Here is a 21,469-nt window from a genome sequence, read left to right on the forward strand (position 1 = left end):
CCACTCCCGCCGAAATCGCCGGAGCTAAACCCCGTTGAAAACCTCTGGCACTTCATGCGCGAAAACTGGCTCTCGAACCGAGTCTTCAAATCATACGACGACATTGTCGATCACTGCTGCGATGCCTGGCGAAAGCTCGAAAGCCAGCCWTGGCGGATCATGTCCATCGGTCGCAGAGAATGGGTCAATGGGTTCTGATCAGCGAGGATCCGTATAAGCTCACATTCGAGGTCAGCGATGGGGTGAAGCCCATGCAGCTCTACTGCGCTGACTATCCGACAGAATCGCACGACATGCTTCGTGTCCGTCTGTCGCCACGCCCTGCCAGTTGCAAACCACGCGACCGCTGGCTCGCAGAACAGGCAGTGGTAGCGCAGTCATCATGCTGCTCACCCCAGGCGGGCGGGAAATGTTGCGCGTGACGTGAAGGTCAGCGAGACAGGATCGTCGCGCTTTCTTCGGCCGCACCGCCTGATAGACGAGGGGTGTACCTGCTCCAGCCGGAATAGCGCAGACGGGCAGCAGAATGAAATCAGCGCGGGCGGCAGCCTTCAATTCGCCCCTACCTCTAGGGGCGTCTGATGCACTCCTCGCAGATGCCGTATTCCATGGCATCCTGCTCGGACGGCTCCACCTGTTTTCGGCAGCACGAGCAGGTCACTGACAGGCGTGATCGGGAACATCTCGGTGGCGGGATCATCTCGATCTTGAGGGTGAACTCTATGGACTCCTTTCGGTTGTCCATTTGCGGTTACTCCTCACCTTCGTCTTGCCAAAGATGGGGATGGGAAATGAGCAGTTCCAGTTGGCAGGCCGCGCGAGACGGTCCAGAGCGTCCCTCGCAATTGTATGGCCGCGCCCTACGATTCCCTCATGTGCAATGACTACGAGCAACACATCCGCTGGAAAGAGTATTGCGAAATGATGCAGTCCCTCGCCCTGCGCGTCCCGATACACCAGACAGAACTTGATCTACCTCAGGTAGACGACATCAAGATCGGCGATGTCGCCCCCGTCATGCGGGCGTCTGGCTACGAAGTTGAGCTCTTCCCCGCCAAGTTCGGCTTCCCTCCTCCGCCTGGACGGAAGGGTGGACCGGTCTTTAACTTCGTCTCGGAAAACAGGAGTTTTTCGGAGAGCAGACGCTGCCTGATCCCGGCCTCGGCGTTCTTTGAATTCACGGGAACCAAGTACCCAAAGGCCAAGCATCGGTTCACCCTCAATGACGCGCCCATGTTCGCAATTGCTGGCCTCTGGCGCGAAGGAGAAGGCAACGAGCCGGCGTCGATGACCATGCTGACAACCAAGCCCGGCCCCGACGTCGAGCCGATCCACAACAGGCAGGTAGTCGTCCTGAGGCCTGAGGACTGGGAGCCTTGGCTCAAGTTGTCGAAACCACAGGGTGATCTCTTAAAACCCCTCGCGGAAAAAAGCTTTGCGGTCGAACTCGTCAGGGCCGGGAGTGACTGACTTCAACTTCGCCGCGTGCGGCAGTTGACTTTACACTTTTTGTTCTCTATTTGTTCTTGCCATGGCGAGGCGCGCCAACCTCATACGAACACGTTGATCACCCAACCGCACATCCGCGGCCCAGGTCATCTATTGCTTTCGAGGTTTTGCATGAGTATCGCGTCCCGCGCGCTGTCGTTGATTGCCCGGTTGTCCGGCAGCCTAGTTCCGGAAAGACATCATTTGCGTCCGTGCTCGCCAATATCCATCGCCCGCAAGATGCTCTTGCAATGGCGACGCGACCTCCCCCCGACACCATCCAGATCGTCCTTTGCACCGAGTATATGAACACCTCATCGTGACCGTGCGCGAGCTTGAAGCCCATGAGGCCTGCGCCAACTGCTTGGCGAAATGGTGAAGGAAGCCCCACATGACACGCAGCATCGCACCAATCCTCCTCGCCCTCGGGACGACATCGATACTCCTTGCGGTCGCTACCCCTGCTGGCGCAATTTCCCCCATCAGTTCCACTGTCCACATGTGTGCCGATCTTCGCAACATGATAGACCGTCAACACGCTGTCCTCATCACGCGTCCCGGCACGAGAGTGTCAGGCACTCTCTACGACCGCTACGTAAGTGACAGCGCTTACTGCAGCCCCGGCTATGAAGCGGCAGAAGACTGGGTCCCGGCTAAGGACGGTGACTGTCGGTTATTCAACTGCCAAATGATCGAGGGAGGGTCCAACTGATTCACACGATCAGCAACGCCGAAAACGGGCTTCTTGAACACCGTAGAGTTATTCGGATGCTCCGCCTTTGCCGAGTGGGCTAGTCTCTATGAGGACGCACTCGGCTGGCGGGACTGGGCTGGGAACAGCCACGATCTATCAATTACCTCGGTTGAAATTGCTCGGCCACATCCAGATGCGACCAGTCTCCTTCCGGTCCCGAAGCTACCAAAGCTGTCCCAGGCCCCCCCGGCGCACCACCACGAGGCCGATGGCATATGACGGCTGGAACCATTTGTTGGCGATCGCACGCCTCAATAAAATTGACAGAAGTTATTATAACGACGACCCTTTAGAGCACCGATTCGAAGCTGGAAGCCTCTGCCCAGTCCAATCCTGTTTCTCGTTTGGAGTTGAAAGGCTGTCAAAGGAGAAGTGCCTTGATCCCCTCCAATCTGTTTTTCGATCTCGTCGATGCACAAATCGCCTTCAAAATCGTGCAACGGAATTTCAACAGCCCGACCGCCATCTTCTGCGTGCCGCGTGCCAGCGAGGGGAAGCTTCGCCTGAGCGTGATAGGCGGTCAGCCCCTTATTGGACCCGCTGAGATCGTACTTCCTCGACTAAACACCCTCATCGGCGAATATCCGACGCGGCAACCCCAACACTCCTTCAAGCAAGCAACCATCAAAGGCAAAGTAGTGAACTATTCGCTTATTCCGGAGCCGGAAAAGGGAAAGCAACACGGCCTGGCGGATGAGTTGTCCGTAGAATGCCGCTTCGTACCATTCGAACATCCGCGCCCCGACCGGGACACGATGATCGTGAACGTGACCGTCGCCGGAAGACAAAGCCTTCACCTCATGGAGCAGATAGGAAAGGAGAACCTCCAAGAAATCAGTCGCTTGTCACCCCAGGCGTTGCCGAGAGACATTCATGAGAAATTGGCTGCGAATGGCCATTTCGAGCGGAGCTTCATGACCTTGTACGGATACGAAGCCCTTGAGGATGCAAAAGCAAGACTTGGCGACATTCACAACCGCCAGACATCGGCCGACGTTGCCGATCGACACGCGCATCATTGATAAGGCCCCAGCCGGCGGGGACTGGCCAACCGGAGAATACGCTATCGGAGGCTGTCCTGCAGCAGAGTTGCCGCAGCGCTCAGCGGTGGAGTGTCTCTTCCTTCAGTCAGTCGTTCGTAAACTGGCCTGAGTAGGTCGTTGGCTTCGGACGCTCGCCCTTGTGCGGTCCAGAGCATCGCCAAATCGGTTGCCGCCCTCAACTCCCAGGCTCCAGCGCCCTGGCTACGGCTGACGTCCAACGACTTCGCAAGGTATGCCTCCGTATTCAGGTTACACAACCCCGGCTCCATGGAGAGGATTTGGCCCTTGAGCCTAAACAGCTCCGGTAGGTACGAATAGTAGCCCTTCTCTTCGATCAACTCGTTGCTTTCCTCCGAAAGCGCCCACGCTTCTGAGGACCTTCCGAGAGCCAGTAACCCCATAATGATCACAAACTGAAACCGCACCGTGAAGAGTTCGAAACGCTGCGTATGGAGGATTTCAAGTTGCTCTTGCAGTGCCCCAATCCCCGTCTTTGCGTTGCCACGCCGAATGGCGATCTCGGCTTGATAGGCATGTCCCATGGAGAGATAGGGACCGAAGGCCTGCGTCTTCGCGCGCGCGACAAATGGTATCAAATGTTCCTCGGCCGCATCGAGATCGCCGATCCAGAGAAGTGTCGCGATCGAACTCAGCGATATCGCGAACGATACGGGATGGCGCATCGTCTCCGCATCCTTGAAACACTGTCGGATCACCGCGCGCGCCTGATCGACAAAGCCCTGTAGCCAAAGGTTCGTCGACCACCCGATCCTCGCCCAGGTGTAATGGTCGAAACCGTAATGAATTTGTTTGCTGGCCTCGGGAAGCCCCGGCGCGACCACGGGTGCCAAGGTCGCATGGGCCTCCCCGAGGCGTCCGACCAGACAATACGACAGTCCGAGAAGCGCCTTGGAAAGCGTGATTGCCGCAGGGTCGTCGAGATCGCCCGCAATCGCGGAACACCGCTCGGCATAATCCAGACACCGCCGGAACTCTCCGCTCCTCAGATGGAAGAAGTGGATGGGTCCATGCAGCCGGGCGGCATTTAGCTTGTCGCCCCGAGCTTCGGCGATCTCCAGGCTTCTGTTCAGCGCGGAGGCCGATACCTCGTTGTGACCCCTCATGAACATCACCGAGACGCCGAAGGCGGCTTGAAGCTGCATCTCCTCGAAGCTGCCGCGTGTGGTGCTGTCCAACGACTGGAGGGCGCGCTCGGTCCAGCGCTGGCATTCCGGCAACAGGCCCATTGCACGGAAAACCGGAGCAACCGCTGCGACGAGGCCGACGCCAAGGGATTTATCGCCGTTTCCACCGAAGCACCATTCCAGGGCACTGCGGACGTTGTTGACCGCATTGAAGTGAGGGACCCGTTCCAAGGGCGTTGAAAGAGCCGTCCATTCGCTGCCGTTCTGCTCGAACCACAGACGGCAATAGGCCGCGTGCCGCCTCAGGAGGTCTTCGCATTCCGGGTCAGCATGAAGGAGATCGATGACGTACGCCCGAGTAGTATCGAGAAGGCGGTATCGCATCATCGCGCCGATCGGTCGGGCAGCCACCATCGACTTCTCGACGAGGTTGTCGATTGCCGTGAACACGGACGCGCGATCGAGTGTCGCGCTCGGCAGGACCTCCATGGCGGCATCAAGCGCAAAATTGCCGACGAACACCGCAAGCCGGCGCAAGACGGTACGCTCGGTCTCCGAGAGCAAGCCATAACTCCAGTCGAGGGTCGCCTGTAAGGTTTGCTGTCGCGGCGGGGCCGTTCGCAGGCCCTGCCAGAGGTGGGTCAGCCTTTGGTCGAGCAGCGCCGCCGTCTGTTCCAGGCCATATGCCTGGACCCGTCTGGCGGTGAGTTCAATAGCAAGCGCCACTCCGTCGAGCTTGCGGCAAATGTCGCAAACAATCGCCGCCTCCGCCTCGTTGCCATCAAGCTGCGCCCCGCTTGCTAACGCTCTCTCGACGAAGAGCTGGGAAGCCGGATATTCTTGGATGGCCGTCGAAGCCAGTTCGACTGCTTCGGGCGGGCACGCCAGGGAGTCGAGTCTGTAGACACGTTCGCTTTCGATACGCAGCGCTTCGCGGCTTGTGGCTATGATGTGCACTTTGGGAGCGGCGTCGAGAATTGACGATGCTATGTTCGCCACCGTCTCGACAAGATGTTCACAAGTATCGAGAACAAGGAGAATGCGCTTGTCTCTGACGAAGCGCATGATCTCGGGCGTAGCATCCTCAGCTTGGACCGGAAGTCCGAGCAAAGCCGCGATGGTCGTCGCTACCAGCCCGGAATCGGCGACTACCCCAAGGTCGACGAATAGGACATGTCCGGCAAAAACTTCGGCAGCCTGATGGGCCGCCGCGATCGCCACCGTGCTTTTGCCGACGCCGCCTGGGCCGACGATCGTGATAAGCCGGGAATCCGCCAGTTGCGCACCGAGCTTCATAATGTCGATTTCGCGACCGATCATCCTGCCGAGTTGCGGGGGAAGATTGGCATGTGGAAACGAATCCGCCTCAGCGCTATCACCAACGCTGGGCAGTGCCTCTGCGGTGGGAGCAACAAAGCAGTAGCCCCTTCCCGCAACCGTGGTGATGTATCGCGCGCCGTCCACTCCATCGCCAAGGGCCTTTCTTAGCCCCGCCATGTGGAAACGAAGGCTGACTTCTTCGACTGTCGCGTCGGGCCAGACCTTGGCCATCAGGTCTTTCTTGCTAACGAGTTCGTTCGGAGAACTGACGAGTGCAACAAGGATGTCGAGGGCACGCCCGCCCAATTCGACTGGGACACCATTTTTTGTGAGCAATCTTTCGCCGACAGCCAGCTTAAACGGGCCGAAGCGAAATCCGGTCTGATCACGTGCTGCGATCGCCATGGCTCATCCCCGGATAGCCGACGTTTGTAAGCGAGCGAACATTGGTCCGTTCCTCCTGCCTGCACCAATAAGCGAAGGTATAGAACATCTTGTGTCGCAGGCGAAGGGTGAACAACGCGAATTGTTAATGTGGTTGGAACTTGAATCCTAACAACATCCAACAACGTATAACGGGCGTTCTTATGCCTCCTGCCGTAGGTTTTTGTCAGCACAAAGGTGCAGCCGAAACGCACCCACAGGAGACGAACATGCATACGAAAGTTATCGAAGAAGTCGATCAGGATCGCCGCAAGTTTCTCGCTGCAGCTTCGCTCGGCGTCGCAGTCGCCAGCGCAGGCGCGCTCCTACCCTCCCGCTTGCTCGCCGCGACAGCGGGCGACCCTGTCACGCCCTTCCACGTGCATTTCTCGGACGAGGCGCTGAAAGACCTCCACCGCCGCATCGTCGCGACGCGTTGGCCGGACAGCGAGACGGTCAAGGACCACTCGCAGGGCGTACAGCTCTCCACCATCAAGAAGCTCGCCGATTATTGGGGCAAGGACTACGACTGGCGCAAGGTCGAGAGGAAGCTCAACTCCTACCCGCAGTTCACGACGAAGATTGACGAATTGGACATCCATTTCATCCACGTGAAGTCCAAGCATGAAAATGCCATGCCCATCATCGTCACCCATGGCTGGCCGGGTTCGATCATCGAGCAGCTGAAGATCATCAATCCGCTGACCAATCCGACAGCGCATGGCGGCAGTGCGGAAGATGCCTTCCACGTCGTGATCCCGTCACTCCCCGGCTACGGGTTCTCAGGCAAGCCAACCGAACCCGGATGGAACCCTCCCCGCATCGCCAAGGCCTGGGCCGTGCTGATGCAACGTTTGGGCTACACGGAGTATGTCGCTCAGGGTGGCGACTGGGGCAATGCCGTTACCGAGCTCATGGCGGTACAGCAGCCTCCGGGTCTTCTAGGCATTCATACGAACATGGCGGCCACCGTGCCCGCCGAAATCGCCAAGTCGCTCGGCGCAGGCGGTTCGGCTCCCGCAGGTCTTTCGGACGACGAAAAGCGCGCCTACGACCAGCTCGACGATTTCTACAAGAACGGGCTCGGCTACGCGATCGAAATGAACAACCGACCGCAGACACTATATGGCATTGTCGACTCCCCGGTCGGTCTTGCCTCGTGGATGCTTGACCACGACATCCGCAGCTACGACATGATCGCCCGCGTCTTCGACGGCAAGCCTGAAGGCCTGACGAAGGACGATATCCTCGACAACGTCACGCTGTACTGGCTGACCAATACGGCGATCTCATCCGCTCGCCTCTACTGGGACAACGCCCACTTCCCGTCGGGCGGCTTCTTCGATCCGCGCGGCATCAAGATACCGGTCGCCGTCAGCGCCTTCCCTGACGAGATTTACCAGGCTCCCCAGAGCTGGGCGGAGAAGGCTTACTCCAACCTCATCTTCTACAACCGGCCTCCAAAGGGCGGACACTTCGCGGCCTGGGAACAGCCAGCGCTACTGACCGCCGACCTGCGCGCGGCGTTCAAGCCGCTTCGCAAATTGACCTGACGGTAGACTGCGGCATAGCCCAGCGCCGCGGTTCATCCAACACTCTCAACCCCAATGCATGAAGGAGAAAGACAATGTCAGAGAACCAGATCGTCGATTCGAGCTTCACCGCCATCATAAACGCGCCGATCGAAAAGATCGACATCCCGACATGGTGCTTCACGCTACCCGAGAAAGAATACCAGGGTTGCTCGCCCGCCCACATCGCTGCCGGCTTCACGACCGCGCCCGACGGCACGCGCATGTCGATCAACGTCGAAACGATCGGCGGGAGCCTGATGGTGCAGCACTATCACGAAACCCTCGGCGAGAAGGATCACCTTATCCTCGATTCCGACTCCGACGTCTTCACGCCGACCGGCCGCGTGACCATTCATGTTAACTGGGAACTAAGCGTCAAGGCGATTGACCAGGACCGCTGCGAGTTCACCAACCGCGTCCAGTCGTTCGCGACCCCGGAAATGCTCGCCTCCCTCGACCGACAGGGCATTCCCTTCGAAATCTTCCGCACCCAACGCCAGCCGATGTCGATTGCCCACAATAAGGGAGAGACGCCCCTATTCGCGGCCAGCATAGAGCGCTTCGCGCTTCGTAATCAGCAATCATCAAAGGCAGCCTGAGAGCGAATGGAGGGTACGATGACCGAACTGTTCTACGAACATGGCATCACCGGGCTTCTGGTGGTCGATCCGTACAACGACTTCATCTCCGAGGGCGGCAAAATCTGGCCGCGCATCAAAGACGTCGCCGAAGCCAACAACTGCATCCCGCATATGGAGCAAATCCTCAAGGCGGCGCGGCAGGTGAAGCTTCCGGTCTTCTTTGCGATGCATCACCGCTTCCGCGAAGGCGACTACGAAAACTGGAAGTACATCGCGCCGATCCAGAAACTCGCGTGGAACCGCAAGACTTTCGAATACGGGACCTGGGGCGGCGAATTCAAGGCCGAGTTCGTGCCGGCCAAGGGCGAGGTCGTGGCGTCTGAGCACTGGTGCTCCAGCGGCTTTGCCAACACCGACCTCGACAACCAGCTCAAGAGGCGCGGCGTCCACAGACTGATCGTCATCGGACTGATCGCCCACACCTGCATCGAGGCGACTGTCCGCTTTGCGGCAGAGCTTGGATATGACGTGACGGTCGTGAAGGACGCTGTCGCAGATTACTCCGACGAAATGATGCATGCGGCTCTGGAAATCAACATGCCGAACTATGCCAGCGCCATCGTGACGACCGAGGAAATCCTCAAAGCTTTGGCTGCCATGCAGATGCTGGCACCCGCGGCATGACTGATTGGTCAAATGCGCCTGAGGGCGGCCAACGTGGCCGTCCTCCGGCATCCCGAACCGAGCACATCTGCGAAGAAATTCATCTGGCGCTACGAGCATCGGCTCATCGCGCCAGATCGCTCAAGCCAGCACTGCCCTCAGGGGCATCCGCAACCAGACCAAACAGGAGTGCGTCATGGACCAGAAAATGAATTCAAGAGTCCTCTACACGGCAAAGACACACGTTGCCGGCGGTCGCGAACACGGGCTCGCCCGCAGCACCGACGGGCGTCTCGACGTTAGATTAGGGGTACCCGGCACGGCGCGTATCGGCACCAACCCTGAACAGCTCTTCGCGGCAGGCTGGTCGGCCTGCTTCGAGAGCGCCATCGGGATCATCGTGCAGAAGAAGCATATAAAGCTGGAAGGCGACGTGACGATCGACGCGGAGGTCGATCTCAACCTATCCGATACTGACGGTTACTCGCTTACCGCGCGTCTTAACGTCAGTATCCCGGGTGTGGAGCGCGATGTCGCCCAATCGCTGATCGAAGAGGCGCATCAGATTTGCCCTTACTCGAAGGCGACGCGTGGAAACATCGACGTCACGATCAAGCTCGCCTGAAACAAGACAATGATGGCCACCCTCGCAGGCAAGGCCGACACCAAGGAGTATGTGCAATGACTTCTTCAAATGGCACAGCGTTGATCACAGGCGCGTCCTCCGGTCTCGGGGCGATCTACGCCGACAGGCTCGCACGACGGGGGTTCGATCTTGTCTTGGTGGCCAGGGGGAAGGAAGCCCTGGCCACGGTTGCCCGGTCCATCACGGAAACGAGCGGCCGCGCAGTGACGACGGTTCCGGCAGACTTGGGTAACGCCGAGGACCTCCGTCGCGTCGAGGCCATCCTGAAGAGTGACGCTTCGATCACCATGCTCGTCAACAACGCGGGCGTCGGCTCCGTAGAGCCCTTGTTGAAAGCCAACGTCGACGACATCGAGCGAATGATCGAGATCAACGTCGTGGCCCTGACCCGCCTGGTCTATGCGGCGGTCCCGGCCCTCGTCGAACGGAAACGCGGCACGATCATCAACTTGGCGTCAGCGCTGGCTTTGGCTCCGGGGATGTTCAACGGCGTTTACGGAGCCTCGAAAGCATTTGTCGTGGCGCTAACCCAATCCCTGGACAAGGAACTGGCGGGAAACGGACTGCGCTTCCAGGCCGTCTTGCCTGGCGCGATAGCCACGGATTTTTGGAAGGCGTCCGGAGGATCGCTGGATAATCTGCCGGTGCGGGCCGTCATGCGCCCTGAGGATGCCGTCGATGCTGCCCTTGCGGGGCTCGACCTCGGCGAATTGATCACGTTGCCGTCCCTGCCGGATATTTCCGAATGGGAAGCATACGACACCGCTCGGCGCAATATGATCCCCAAGATCTCCTTGAACACGCCCGCACAGCGCTACCTCACCGTCGCTCAGGCATAAACGACTATCGACGGCCCGCGGCCGTATATCGCTAGAAAGGACAACGCCATGAAATCGTCAGCCATCGTTCTCGCCAGCCGGCCGGCCGGCGCGCCGAGTCCGGAGAATTTTCGCACCGAGGAGATCGAGATAGGAACGCCGCGCGACGGCGAGGTGTCCCTTCGAGTGCTCTATCTCTCTCTCGACCCTTACATGCGCGGTCGCATGAGCGACGCCAAATCCTACGCCAAGCCCGTGGAGGTCGGCGGCGTCATGACGGGAGAAACCGTCTGCGAAGTCACGCAGTCCAGGAGTCCTGAGTTCAAGGAGGGCGATATCGTCCGGGCGATGACGGGATGGCGCACCCGCGCCGTCATGGATGCGAGTAGTGTCAAGCGGGTGAACACGCATGGAGCCCCCGCCTCCACCGCACTCGGCGTTCTCGGTATGCCGGGGTTCACCGCCTATGGCGGGATGAAGGTGATCGGCCAGCCGAAGTCGGGCGAGACGGTCGTTGTTGCCGCAGCTTCCGGTCCCGTAGGGTCACTTGTCGGCCAGCTTGGCATGCGTGTCGGGGCTCGCGCGGTCGGTATCGCCGGCGGTCGCGACAAATGCGACTACGTTAAAAACGAACTCGGCTTCGACGCCGTGGTCGACCACCGGTCGCCGGATTTCGCCTTCGAGCTTGCAGCCGTCTGCCCCAATGGTGTTGATGTCTATTTCGAAAACGTCGGCGGCCACGTCTGGGATGCGGTGCTTCCGTTGCTGAACCTCTATGCCCGTGTGCCTGTCTGCGGGCTTATCGCCCAGTACAACGGCCCGGGCAAAGGCGAGAACGACCGCCTGCCCGCCGCGATGTCCGCGGTCCTCCGTCGAAGCCTTCTTTTGAGAGGCTTCATCAACACCGAGTTTGTCCCAACGCACTACGAAGCGTTTCAACAGGAGCTTGGGCCGCTCGTGGCGTCGGGGGAGATAAAATACCGCGAGGACATGGTTGATGGCCTAGAGAACGCGCCTGAAGCGTTCATGGGCATGCTCAAGGGCAGCAACTTTGGCAAGCTTCTGGTTCGGGTCTCGTAGGCGTTCCGGCCAGATTTTGCGAGGACCACAAAAGTAATACTTTTTATCGTCTTGCCCTTAAAACATGAGATTCCCATGGCTATCTAACAGCGGCAGACCTTCGAGGTGGGAAGCAATGTCCTCCGGCGATGTTCCGAGACATCCCCGCCTCAGTTTCAAAAGGAAGACATGATGACTATTACCGGCGACCAGTTCATCGGCGGGCGATCCGTCAGCGGTGCGGGCAAGGAGTTCTTTGCCATAGAGGCAGCCACCGGGAACGCACTCGAACCGGCTTTCCACGGTGGCACGGGTGACGATGTTGAAAAAGCGGCCGCGTTCGCTTGGGAGGCCTTCCCCGTCTATCGGGAAACCACGCTGGAGAAGCGGGCCGAATTCCTGGAAACCATCGCGGAGCAAATCATCGAAATCGGCGACGAACTAATCGATCGCGCCACTCGGGAGACTGGACTGTCAAAAAGCCATCTCGAACGAGAGCGTGCAAGGACGGTCGGCCAGCTAAGGCTGTTCGCCAAGGAGGTTCGGAAAGGAGATTTCCAGGAACTGCGTTTCGATCCGGCTGACCCCGGCCGCCTGCCTGTCGCCAAGCCAGACCTTCGCCTTCGCAACGTGGCGCTTGGCCCGGTCGCGGTGTTCGGTTCATCCAACTTTCCGTTGGCCTTCTCTGTAGCGGGAGGAGACACCACATCCGCGCTCGCAGCCGGCTGTCCTGTTATTGTGAAGGCGCATCCCGCACACCCAGGCACGTCAGAGCTTGTCGGTCAGGCGGTTCAGAAGGCCGTCGAGCTTTCCGGCCTTCCGGCTGGGACATTTGCAATGCTACAGGATTCTGGCTTCGAAGTCGGCCAGGCTCTTGTTGCAGACGCACGTATCCGTGCGGTGGGCTTCACTGGCTCTCAGCGTGGCGGCTTGGCCCTCATGAAGATCGCCTCCGAGCGGAAGCAGCCGATTCCTGTCTATGCCGAAATGAGCAGCATCAACCCGGTCGTCCTGTTCCCGAACGCGCTTCGCAACCGTGCAGAAGAAATCGGCACGGCATTCGTATCGTCGCTCATTCTCGGAGCCGGACAGTTCTGCACCAATCCCGGCCTCATACTCGCCATCGACGATCCGAATCTCGATCGGTTCATAGCCTCTGCGACGTCCGCGCTCCCTGCCGCGCCTGCGCAGACCATGCTCACGCATGGCATTTGCGAGGCTTACAAAAAGGGTGTCGCGAAACTCAGCGGTCGTGCCGACGTGAAGCAACTCTCAAGCGGTGCCTCCGATGGTCCCCTGCAGGTTGGTGCGGCGCTTTTTGAGACAACAGGGACTGCATTTCTTTCCGATCACGCCCTGCATGAGGAGGTTTTTGGGGCCTCGAGCCTGATCGTGAGATGCGAAGACGAGAAGGAACTCCACAGGGTGTTGGTGGCGCTGGAAGGCCAGCTGACGGTCTCGCTGCACGTGGATGACGGTGATCTCGATGCAGTGCGTGTATTGGTGCCAACGCTTGAGCTATTGGCCGGCCGCTTGCTCGTGAACGGCTTCGGGACCGGCGTGGAGGTCTCTCCTGCGATGGTGCACGGCGGTCCATATCCCGCCACGTCGGACGGTCGCTCGACCTCCGTGGGTACCTTGGCAATCTATCGCTTCCTTCGGCCGGTTTCCTACCAAGATTTTCCCAGCGACCTGCTGCCGCTGGCACTTCGAGCTAACTGAGTTCTCAGCCAGTGGTTGGGGCTGTAGCTCTGGCCACTGGCCGAAGATACGAAGCTTGCGATCCCGATCCCAAAATCCTGAGAAATTCCGCTTCGAGCCGTTAGACCACCTCGGCCGGTTTCGCCACAAGCGGTCATTGGTAAAATCTTGTCGCATCTACGGAGCGCATTGGTCTTGAGAATTGGCTCGGGCGACAAGGCTCGCTCGTTTCGGGTCAGTTCAGCCGCCCGGTAGGAATTCGATGCGACGACTCCCGTCGCAACAACGCTGAAAATGGAATTGGCGCTGGGCCCAAGTTCCCGATCTACAGGGACTAGGAGGATCGTCGGTGCAAGGGTGCGGATGGCTCGACTTACATCCAATTTGGCGGCCGCGATGGCAAGGTAGTTAATTGCCCGCCCGCCATGCCGGGCTGGAACTGTACCGTCAGGCTCTACCGTCCCCACGCCAATATTCTGGAAGGGAAGTGGAAGTTTCCGGAACCAGTCGAGGCCAAGTAAACACGATGACGGCTCACAGGCAACGGTGCACGAGCGCGACCAACGTCAGCTGCATTCTCGGCAGTTTTGTTGGAATTTCATTCCAATTCAGATGGATAAGTCGTTTCCGGTGGTCCTTGTGCTGTTACCACTGCAGTTTCTTTGTTGGGTCGGCCAGGGTGCCCGGCCGAGCATTCTAATTCCGACGGACTCAAGGCCGTGATTGGTAGTCCTGCTAGGGCCAGACACTGGTACGGTGGGCGACCGCACCGTCGTCAAGTCTTCATCCCGCCGAGGTTCCATGTGACGATCCCCAAAATGGGAGGATGCGATGCGAATTTTGGGAGCCGTATCTGCATTGCTGTTGGCGGCCGCCGTCCACGCTGAACCTCAGCCGCAGACTGAAGCACCGCCACAGCAGACGCCGGAAGGGTGGGTGGCGAACTACATGCGGGCGGCCGATCTGGCTGAGAACTGCCGCGCTTTCCTGAAGATGCGTCGCGCGGGCAATCGCATTGGCAGTCCAGTGGACGCAATGAAGGCGGGCACCTGTTACGGCTATGTCATGGCTGCATTCGATGCCTACGAGATCGAAGGTGATCGCGTCTATTTCGACGAGAAGATGCCAAAATTCTGCTTTCCCGCCACCGTCAGCAACTTGAAAGCCGAAGAGCTAACAGAGATCGTTGCCAAATTCCTCAACAAGAAGGCGGAGCAGCGCTCTCTAGATGGCACGTCAGCCGTACGGCGTGCACTTGCCGACAAGTTCCCCTGCCACTAAGGCGTACCGGCTGACAGCCGCGCGTCATGCCAAACTCATAAGGCGGCCAAGGCAAGCTGCCGTCGTATGGATCGCTAAAATGCCTTCCGCCTCGTGAGCAGTTTCGAAACCACCACCGATCTAACGTGGCCGTGCAACGGGGTGGGGACCATGGGTGATATTACTGGAATGAACCGCAAGCAGCGGCGACCGCAGCCGCGCAAGGCTTACCGTCGGCGGAGTTGGCGGTGGCGCGAAGTGCAATTGCTACTAGCGTTGTCTGCAATCGGGTTTATTGCAGTTGTGCAATGGGTGGAAGGTGGAGGACGACCTCACGCAGCGACTTTCGCCGCAGCGCCGTTAACGTCTGATGTGCAAGCTGCTACCTTCGGGGCGTGCGACGCCGGCGCGGGGATCAACTGCGTCGTCGACGGCGACACATTTTGGCTTGGCGGCACGAAGATCAGGATAGCTGACATTGATACGCCGGAGCTCAGCCCACCGCGCTGCGACTACGAAAAGCAACTCGGCTTGAAAGCCAAGGACCGGCTGCAAACCCTTCTCAATGCCGGCCCGTTCACGCTGGCTTCGATTGACCGCGACGAGGACAAGTACGGCCGCAAGCTCCGGGTCGTCCAAAGAGATGGCGTCTCGATCGGAGACACATTGATCAATGAGGGCCTGGCGCGCCCGTGGATCGGCCATCGCGATCCGTGGTGCACTTGAGAAGGAAGCCGTGGACTGGACTGATTTACAAGTATCAGGCCACCCGAAGAAGAAGGGCGATGCCGTTGTTGTGGAAAGGGATTTGCGCGCAACGTCATGATCATGCTACCGGCGCGGTTCCTCCTCGCCCACCCCCAACAGCACATCATCCGGCAGGGCATCCGCCAGCTTCCCCAGATCAAAAGCCGCTCAATGGACTTCTACCCAAGGCGCAGATACCATCGGTGAAGTTCCATCTCCTCCGGTACAATTGCCAAAATGGCCGAAGAACGCGTCCAGCGCCGTCTTGCAGCAATCGTCGTCGCGGACGTCGTTGGCTACTCGCGCTGAACGAGAAGGGGATCGTGGATGGTGTTGACGACCGCCAGCGCAAGTCTCTCGGCATCCTGCAAACTCTGAAAATCCATCATGATCTGGACAATACCCCGCGAAGATCAGCGGAGACGGGCAGGCAGCCCGCATCGGATCCATACAATTGATACACCTTCTGAGGAGGGACGTTTGAGGAATCGCAATGCTCGTTGCAGCCTCAATCACAAAATCTTGCTCGAAGGGCACCAAGCAACACGTGCAAAGCTGCTGCCGGGCTGGAACTATACCGTCAGGCTCTACCGTCCCCGCGCCAATATTCTGGAAGTGGAAGTTTCAGGAACCAGTCGCTTCCGAGTGAGGTAACGTCGGGAAATGACTGCTCCTGGCGCTTTCCGGATTAAACGCGGTAACGGCTCACAGGCAACGCTGCACGAGCGCGACCAACGTCAGCTGCATTCTCGGATTTCTGGAATTTCTTTCTAAGTCAGATGGATAAGTCTTTTTTGGTGGTCTTTGCTACCTGATGCCGCAAGTTTGTTCCACAGAGACCCGCGGGCGGCACCACACAAGGGCATATTGACAAACGTCAACCTAGTCGATTGCTATGGGAGGCTGGCCTAGCGCCCAAAGGACTCCAATACAAACAGGAGAGACCATGGCTAATCCCACCTTCAGGCTCGTTGAGCTCTGCCTCCACCCTCCGCATGTCTACCGGCCTATCGCCTCAGTAGCGGATGCCTCTTTGGCACTCCTGGAGCATTGGTCCTATGAGATGCAGAAGAGCAAGCCGTTTGAGCGAGCCTGTAAGGCATGTCTGGATGCCATGGAGAATGATGGATCTCCGGTGAAGGCTCGCTCCGAGTTCATGAAGGCTGCTAAGGCCGCTGGGATAGCAATTCGCCACTAGGTCTCCCTCTGTTCTCGATATGCGAAAAAGTGGGCTCCCCGCCCGTGAGCAATGATATTTGAAAGTGAGCCATCACCATCGCTTGACTCGTAACGCAACGTGGAACATTTAGAGAGCGGACGTTGCGGCCGTCTCCCCAAAATCAGGGCAGGATGAACCTCCAGTTAGAGGGCAAGCAGTCATGGAACAAAAACTTCTTGCGTTGCGCGATATCACCGAAGCGACCCTCGCCCTTTCTGACCTTCGGATATGCGCCAAAGCCCCCGAAACAGTCGCGGCCGTGCAATCTGGTGTGTGAGCGCTAGGTCTGCCAGGCCGACCTGGGCCTCATGAGGCGCTTGAGAAAGCCACCGATACGATTTCATCTACGCCCGCATCGGTGGCTTTTGTCCCCAGTCCCTAACGATTGTGAAGCTATCTCCGACTGCCGCCACATAAAATGACCCGGAAGGCGTAAATGTAAACTTGGGAGAGGTTCATTTGGGTGGCCCGGCCTGTCGTGAGCAACGGGAACAGGCACGCGACCGAATGGCGTCGTCAAAGCGACCAAGTTAACGGATGTTTCTTGGGGAGCTTTATGCTTGTATCTCGAAATAGAGACCTGCCTCGATTGCTGCGAGGATGAACGCGGAGCGGGCAAGCTTCTCCGTTGATTCACCTCGCTCGGCTCTTCCACACGCATCAAAAGCGGAAAAATAGGCGGGGCCATCCCAGCGAGGCCAGTCGAAAAACAACACCTCAATCGCTTCGTGAGCAGATGTAACCGGCCGGAGATGGCCGTCGCGGGAGATGAGAAGCGTTTTCCCCCAGGTCCTGGCTGTGTAGCTGGCCCCGCTATCGGCGCTTATCACGCAAAAAATGACCGTCAGGGCTGTGACCGCGCACTCAGTTTTTCCCCGGCCAAGGAACATCGGAACTTCGTACTCAACGAGCCGTTTAGCACGGTCACTATCCTCGCAGTACGGAGCACAAAAGAATGAGAAATCTGATAGCCGCATCCGCCATCGCTATGTTTTCGGTGGCTTCAATTGCGGTCCCAACTCAAGCGGCAAATATGTATCCGGACGAACACTATCACCATTCGATGCATGGAGCCCAATACTACCATCACCACCACCCCGACAACTGCTACATGAAGACCATTGAGCACCATCATCAAAACGGGCATGTCGTCGTGGAAAAAGTACACGTCTGCCATTGATCTGGCGCGTAGTCTGGCCCGACGAACAAGAATGTTGGCCGGGCCAGATTTCTAGCCGAGCCTTACTTGCATTCTATTGAGCCCCCGCAACGATCCGCGCTGGAGCGGCTATAATCCTCACCGGCAGAGTAATGAACGAAGCGAGCGGCCCCCCAATCGCAGCTTCGCTTTTAGGCATTCCAGCCGCGCTGGACGCTATGCCCTCCTGCAGAACGTGGGCCAACTCCGGCGCTACGCTGGCCAGCTGGGCAAATTTCGCGTGGTTCAACGCGTCGGCCCCCTTCAGGGTCGTCAAATCGATCACGATCGCCCCCAACGACGCCAACTCTTGCACGTCACTGTCTGCTCCGAGCCGAGGCTTTCCTCCGGCAATCAGTCTGGAAACCCGCAGGGCCTGGTCGTCCTTCGATATGATGATGAAAAAGGGTTTGCGGGGACGCCCGATACGTTTCATCTCGGATTTGAATACATCGAGATCGATGTCGGGAGAGGCCAAAACCACGGCCCCGATCTTGTTCGCACCCGCCATATCACCCGATATCTTGATTTGCCGGATAGCTTCCACCGTTGCCCAGTTCCCCATCGAATGGGCGACGATATTAATCTCGTCAGCGTCGCTAGCGGCGATCAAATGGAGGGTGTGTTCCAGGTCATCTCGCGCGATTGTCGCGCTGTTATTGTCGTAGACATAGTCGGTGAAACTTCCCTTTGAAGCCCAGGTGAAAAGAACGGGAACGGCGGAGGATCCTGAGTCGTGAACGATTTGCGCGAAACGGTACAGTCCCTCTGCGAAATTCGTATTGTAGCCGTGAATGAATAGCAGGACTTTTCGTTTGCCACGCGGCTGCTCATCCAACCTTGCATTCAACGTTTGAACGAATGCCTTCTCGCTGTCGATATAGGCAGCTTCTCGTACGACAAAATCCGTCTGAGGATTTCCAGGAGGCGATGACGCCAACTCAATTTGCCCATCCGCATGCTTGGGCGGGACGGAGACGGTAAGTGTCGCAAAGGCGAGCGTCCCAGACCGATTGCCATTAAACAGCGTACCCGGCCTGGAATCACGCTCGCGCGTCGTCGCCACTAATATTGTATGCTTGCTGGCACCCGGAGCAGGCGCAGAAACTGGTTTCAAGAACCCCGCTTCCGGCCTTGTAGCGCACCCCTCGAGGAACACAAGGATCACGGCAATCCCACAGCTCAGTACGAATCGACAAATTAAGATGATCCCGGCCTTTGTTTTGTGGTCCCAACCGCGCAAGTCGTCCCCCAAAATAGCGACCCCAGCCGCTTCAGATCACTCAACTCAACTTTTGCCCAAGCATCTGCAATCACTGTCGACTAACCAGTGACTCGCGTACGATTGGTCAGTGGCAAGAGCAAGGCATTGTGGTTTTCCTGACGACAAGGCAGTGAGGTTGGTTAATTGGAACTGAATCCGGGATGCCAGCGGTCGGGGCGGCAAAAACGCTCAAGCGCGGCAAGCTCATGACCACAAAGGCAATTCCTCCATGATTTGGAACTCGCCAGCTTGAGCAATGGTCGGAATGGATTGTGACGGCCCACGAATTCGCAAAGCGCCAGCAGAAGAACGCTCAACCGTCCGACGCCGCCTTAGTTAAGCTGAACAAGCGAACGGAGGGCAGCGCGGCAAGTCAACTAATTAGCTCGCCAGCTTTGCATTGGTTAGTTAAACTGCTCTTCCCTGCCCAGCCTTGCTAAGTTCTATTCGGACAGAAATACAATGTTCTGCTTTCCAGAAGTGAAAAGATACCGGCACGAATACCTTACGCCGTGCCGGTTTTCTTCGCCCATTAGCCCCCCACTCGTCGAAGCTAGCGGCGGCAGTGATTCGGTGAAATCCGTCGAAAGAGGTAGCTCCGGCAATTGCCATAAGGTGTGGCTGAAGGGCAACTTGCTGGTAGTGCAACGGGTTACTGTCCGCCTCTTGTGGCGTTCTGCTTGCAAGGGAACTTGTCGATGAGGGTGTTGAGGATGACGAGCGGAAACAGGCATGGCCCGTCGGCGTCTTCCGGGTGCTTCGCGAGATATTTCTCAACAATGTCCTTGTCTGCTCCTCTGGCAGTACGAGTTTAGAGGGGGCGCAGAAGGCCTTGAGGTGTGACGGTTAACCTCGAGGTAGACGTTCAGAGTCCTGATACCGTCAGTAGCCGCGCCTAATTCCATTAAATCTTGAGAATTGTTGTGGCTAGCCGCGATTGTTGCAGGCAACAATTCTTTGCGGGAAACGAGCAGCTACAAAATATCCATCGGCAACGCTTTCAACAGAGCCATGGACGACCACAAACCTACTTACTAGAAATATAAGTCAGGCTTGGTTTTTATTCTACGTCCGCTTGCTGACCACCGTTGCTGCCCTAGATGAGAACTGCCGGTCAGAAGGCTGGTTTCGGGAAGCTTTCCAGAGGGATATTAAAATGCGTTCATTGAAGCCTCTACTCAACGCCTTAGTGGCAATGACATTCCTTGCTAGCTCAGCCGGGATATCATCGGCGACAGAACAAGCCCAACAACGCAGAGCTGGGCGAGATGTGAAACAAGAGACGCGCCAGAATTCCCGAGTGACAAAGCAGGACTGCCGTGCCGCGAATGAGAAAAGCAACGCGGCATGCCGTCAGGACAAGCGGCACACCAAACAACAGGGCCGTCAGCAGTCCCGGGACATCAAATATTAAACGGCACGAGGCAAGCCGCACGAAGCAATCGAGAGATAGGAAAGCCCAACAATAGATCAGGCGTTGATCACCGGTTTTCTACTAATGGAAGTATCTGACTGCAAACGGAACTTTGCCCTGAGACGACACGTTCGCGAACCTCGTCTACAGGCTCGTGCGGTCGCGGGGCGGGCCCCAGACGGGAAAAGGACGCTCGTCGTGCAAACCGCATTGCCAGGAGCCTGGGGCAAAACCATCCTCATCTACCGCGACGGCCATCGTCGGCCCGTCAACTCTACCCACAACGCTATCGATGTGTTGTTTTCCGACTGGCCGCGATGGGAGGGCTTTGCCTAATTTGCCGCTTTTGATGCCGTGTGGACGAGCCGACCGCAGCGAATCAACGGACGATCGATCGCTCTAGGCGTGCCCATTTCAGCACCGTTGCACTGTCATTTATAGTCTAATACTCGATCGGAATGCCATATCGGTTGCTTGGTAACTATGAATGTAGCGAAGCTACAAACTGTGTCCTTTCTACACTGGCCAAAGGTGGCGTTGACCCTACATGCAAATTGTTGCTTTCCATAAGCTACCCCCGAGGCAAAAGAGGACTTCTTGATGAGCAGAATTGTAGTCGTGATTATCGCATTGTTTGCCGTTGCCAATCTTAGTGCCTGCGGGTGGGACATTGGCAAAGGAAAAGGCAAGGCCCCGCCGCCAGCAGCGGCAGCAGTCTACAAGTAAGTTGGCCTTCGATTAGGGGAAGGGCCAACCTGGGCCTTCCCCTTTAGCCCGCCAGACTTGATCTCTGTTCATCCCCGGCTGCAAGAATGGCAGATCGCTGGTTTCACCCCCGTGCTCGTCAGGGCAGTAGATGGAGCGTTTGATGACCCTTGGAAAAGGCCGTCTGTCGCTTGTGATTGCGATGGCATGCGCGCTGGCGTCCTGCCAGACGGAAGACAAGCCCCCCCAGCCACGTTTCACATCAGATAGCAACAATTTGTCAGCGGCCGCGCCGAAGCAGGTCGCCGCAAACCGGCATTTTATCGAATTTCGCTCGCGTTATGCGTTGAGCTATGGCCACACCTATGTGGTCTTCGGCACACTCGACAAGAACGGAAACCCGATCAATCCGGAGGTGGCAGGCCTTGCGCCCGCTTCTCACGAGCC

General features: G+C 57.9%; 18 protein-coding genes and 2 pseudogenes. 17 read left to right on the plus strand and 3 right to left on the minus strand.

The genetic code is table 11. The features are described 5' to 3' along the window. The 4 genes and pseudogenes from AB4048_RS26775 to AB4048_RS26790 all read left to right on the plus strand — a co-directional run. On the plus strand, nt 1-198 hold a 198-nt coding region (locus AB4048_RS26775; RefSeq protein ID WP_442205017.1), incomplete at its 5' end, for a transposase. A gap of 17 nt (nt 199-215) precedes the next feature. After that, nucleotides 216-422, plus strand: a pseudogene (locus AB4048_RS26780) (DUF6428 family protein); the annotation flags it as partial. A 451-nt stretch (nt 423-873) separates the two neighbouring features. Further along, a complete protein-coding gene (locus AB4048_RS26785) occupies nt 874-1,470 on the plus strand; it encodes an SOS response-associated peptidase family protein (RefSeq protein WP_442205018.1) in 597 nt (198 codons plus the stop codon). A 1,149-nt stretch (nt 1,471-2,619) separates the two neighbouring features. After that, entirely contained in the window at nt 2,620-3,264 is a 645-nt protein-coding gene (locus AB4048_RS26790; protein WP_442205019.1) for a hypothetical protein, read from the plus strand. Between the two features lie 41 nt (nt 3,265-3,305). Here AB4048_RS26790 and AB4048_RS26795 read toward each other — a convergent pair whose 3' ends face one another. Beyond that, complete coding sequence (locus AB4048_RS26795; protein WP_442205020.1) at nt 3,306-6,155, minus strand: ATP-binding protein; 2,850 nt, start codon at nt 6,153-6,155, stop codon at nt 3,306-3,308. A gap of 248 nt (nt 6,156-6,403) precedes the next feature. Here AB4048_RS26795 and AB4048_RS26800 point away from each other — a divergent pair, with 248 nt between their 5' ends. The 10 genes from AB4048_RS26800 to AB4048_RS26845 all read left to right on the plus strand — a co-directional run bounded on the left by AB4048_RS26800 (nt 6,404) and on the right by AB4048_RS26845 (nt 16,420). Next, nucleotides 6,404-7,726, plus strand: coding sequence for an epoxide hydrolase family protein (locus tag AB4048_RS26800; protein WP_442205021.1), 1,323 nt, complete (start codon nt 6,404-6,406; stop codon nt 7,724-7,726). 74 nt (nt 7,727-7,800) lie between these two features. Beyond that, on the plus strand, nt 7,801-8,346 hold the full coding sequence (locus tag AB4048_RS26805; RefSeq protein ID WP_442205022.1) for a hypothetical protein: 546 nt from the start codon (nt 7,801-7,803) through the stop codon (nt 8,344-8,346). An 18-nt stretch (nt 8,347-8,364) separates the two neighbouring features. Continuing rightward, nucleotides 8,365-9,012 carry an isochorismatase family cysteine hydrolase gene (locus AB4048_RS26810; RefSeq protein WP_442205023.1) on the plus strand — a complete coding sequence of 216 codons (648 nt, stop codon included), beginning with the start codon at nt 8,365-8,367 and terminating at the stop codon, nt 9,010-9,012. A 175-nt stretch (nt 9,013-9,187) separates the two neighbouring features. Further along, nucleotides 9,188-9,616 (plus strand): organic hydroperoxide resistance protein, encoded by a 429-nt coding sequence (locus AB4048_RS26815; RefSeq protein WP_442205024.1) that lies wholly within the window; start codon nt 9,188-9,190, stop codon nt 9,614-9,616. A 56-nt stretch (nt 9,617-9,672) separates the two neighbouring features. After that, on the plus strand, nt 9,673-10,476 hold the full coding sequence (locus AB4048_RS26820) for an SDR family NAD(P)-dependent oxidoreductase (protein WP_442205025.1): 804 nt from the start codon (nt 9,673-9,675) through the stop codon (nt 10,474-10,476). A 48-nt stretch (nt 10,477-10,524) separates the two neighbouring features. After that, a complete protein-coding gene (locus AB4048_RS26825) occupies nt 10,525-11,535 on the plus strand; it encodes an NADP-dependent oxidoreductase (protein ID WP_442205026.1) in 1,011 nt (336 codons plus the stop codon). Between the two features lie 171 nt (nt 11,536-11,706). Beyond that, a complete protein-coding gene (locus AB4048_RS26830) occupies nt 11,707-13,236 on the plus strand; it encodes an aldehyde dehydrogenase (NADP(+)) (RefSeq protein ID WP_442205027.1) in 1,530 nt (509 codons plus the stop codon). An 810-nt stretch (nt 13,237-14,046) separates the two neighbouring features. Further along, on the plus strand, nt 14,047-14,496 hold the full coding sequence (locus AB4048_RS26835) for a Rap1a/Tai family immunity protein (RefSeq protein ID WP_442205028.1): 450 nt from the start codon (nt 14,047-14,049) through the stop codon (nt 14,494-14,496). 168 nt (nt 14,497-14,664) lie between these two features. Then, on the plus strand, nt 14,665-15,201 hold the full coding sequence (locus AB4048_RS26840) for a thermonuclease family protein (RefSeq protein ID WP_442205029.1): 537 nt from the start codon (nt 14,665-14,667) through the stop codon (nt 15,199-15,201). A 967-nt stretch (nt 15,202-16,168) separates the two neighbouring features. Beyond that, nucleotides 16,169-16,420, plus strand: coding sequence for a DUF982 domain-containing protein (locus AB4048_RS26845; RefSeq protein WP_442205030.1), 252 nt, complete (start codon nt 16,169-16,171; stop codon nt 16,418-16,420). A gap of 575 nt (nt 16,421-16,995) precedes the next feature. On the opposite strand, the gene AB4048_RS26850 is transcribed toward AB4048_RS26845, so the two are convergent. Next, nucleotides 16,996-17,331 (minus strand): DUF982 domain-containing protein, encoded by a 336-nt coding sequence (locus AB4048_RS26850; RefSeq protein ID WP_442205031.1) that lies wholly within the window; start codon nt 17,329-17,331, stop codon nt 16,996-16,998. 65 nt (nt 17,332-17,396) lie between these two features. Between AB4048_RS26850 and AB4048_RS26855 the strand changes: the two genes are divergently transcribed. Then, nucleotides 17,397-17,621: a hypothetical protein gene (locus AB4048_RS26855; protein ID WP_442205032.1), complete on the plus strand. Its 225-nt coding sequence runs from the start codon at nt 17,397-17,399 to the stop codon at nt 17,619-17,621. A gap of 73 nt (nt 17,622-17,694) precedes the next feature. Here the strand turns inward: AB4048_RS26855 and AB4048_RS26860 are convergent, their stop codons facing one another. Further along, nucleotides 17,695-18,756 carry an alpha/beta hydrolase gene (locus AB4048_RS26860; RefSeq protein WP_442205033.1) on the minus strand — a complete coding sequence of 354 codons (1,062 nt, stop codon included), beginning with the start codon at nt 18,754-18,756 and terminating at the stop codon, nt 17,695-17,697. Nucleotides 18,757-20,917: 2,161 nt separating this feature from the next. Between AB4048_RS26860 and AB4048_RS26865 the strand changes: the two genes are divergently transcribed. Together AB4048_RS26865 and AB4048_RS26870 are read left to right on the plus strand one after the other, a co-directional pair. Then, nucleotides 20,918-21,043, plus strand: coding sequence for an ABC transporter (locus AB4048_RS26865; protein ID WP_442202762.1), 126 nt, complete (start codon nt 20,918-20,920; stop codon nt 21,041-21,043). Nucleotides 21,044-21,185: 142 nt separating this feature from the next. Beyond that, nucleotides 21,186-21,469 (plus strand): annotated as a pseudogene (locus AB4048_RS26870) (hypothetical protein); the annotation flags it as partial.

The organism is Rhizobium sp. RAF56 (genome assembly GCF_052113965.1).
In the GTDB taxonomy this organism is placed as follows: domain Bacteria; phylum Pseudomonadota; class Alphaproteobacteria; order Rhizobiales; family Rhizobiaceae; genus Rhizobium.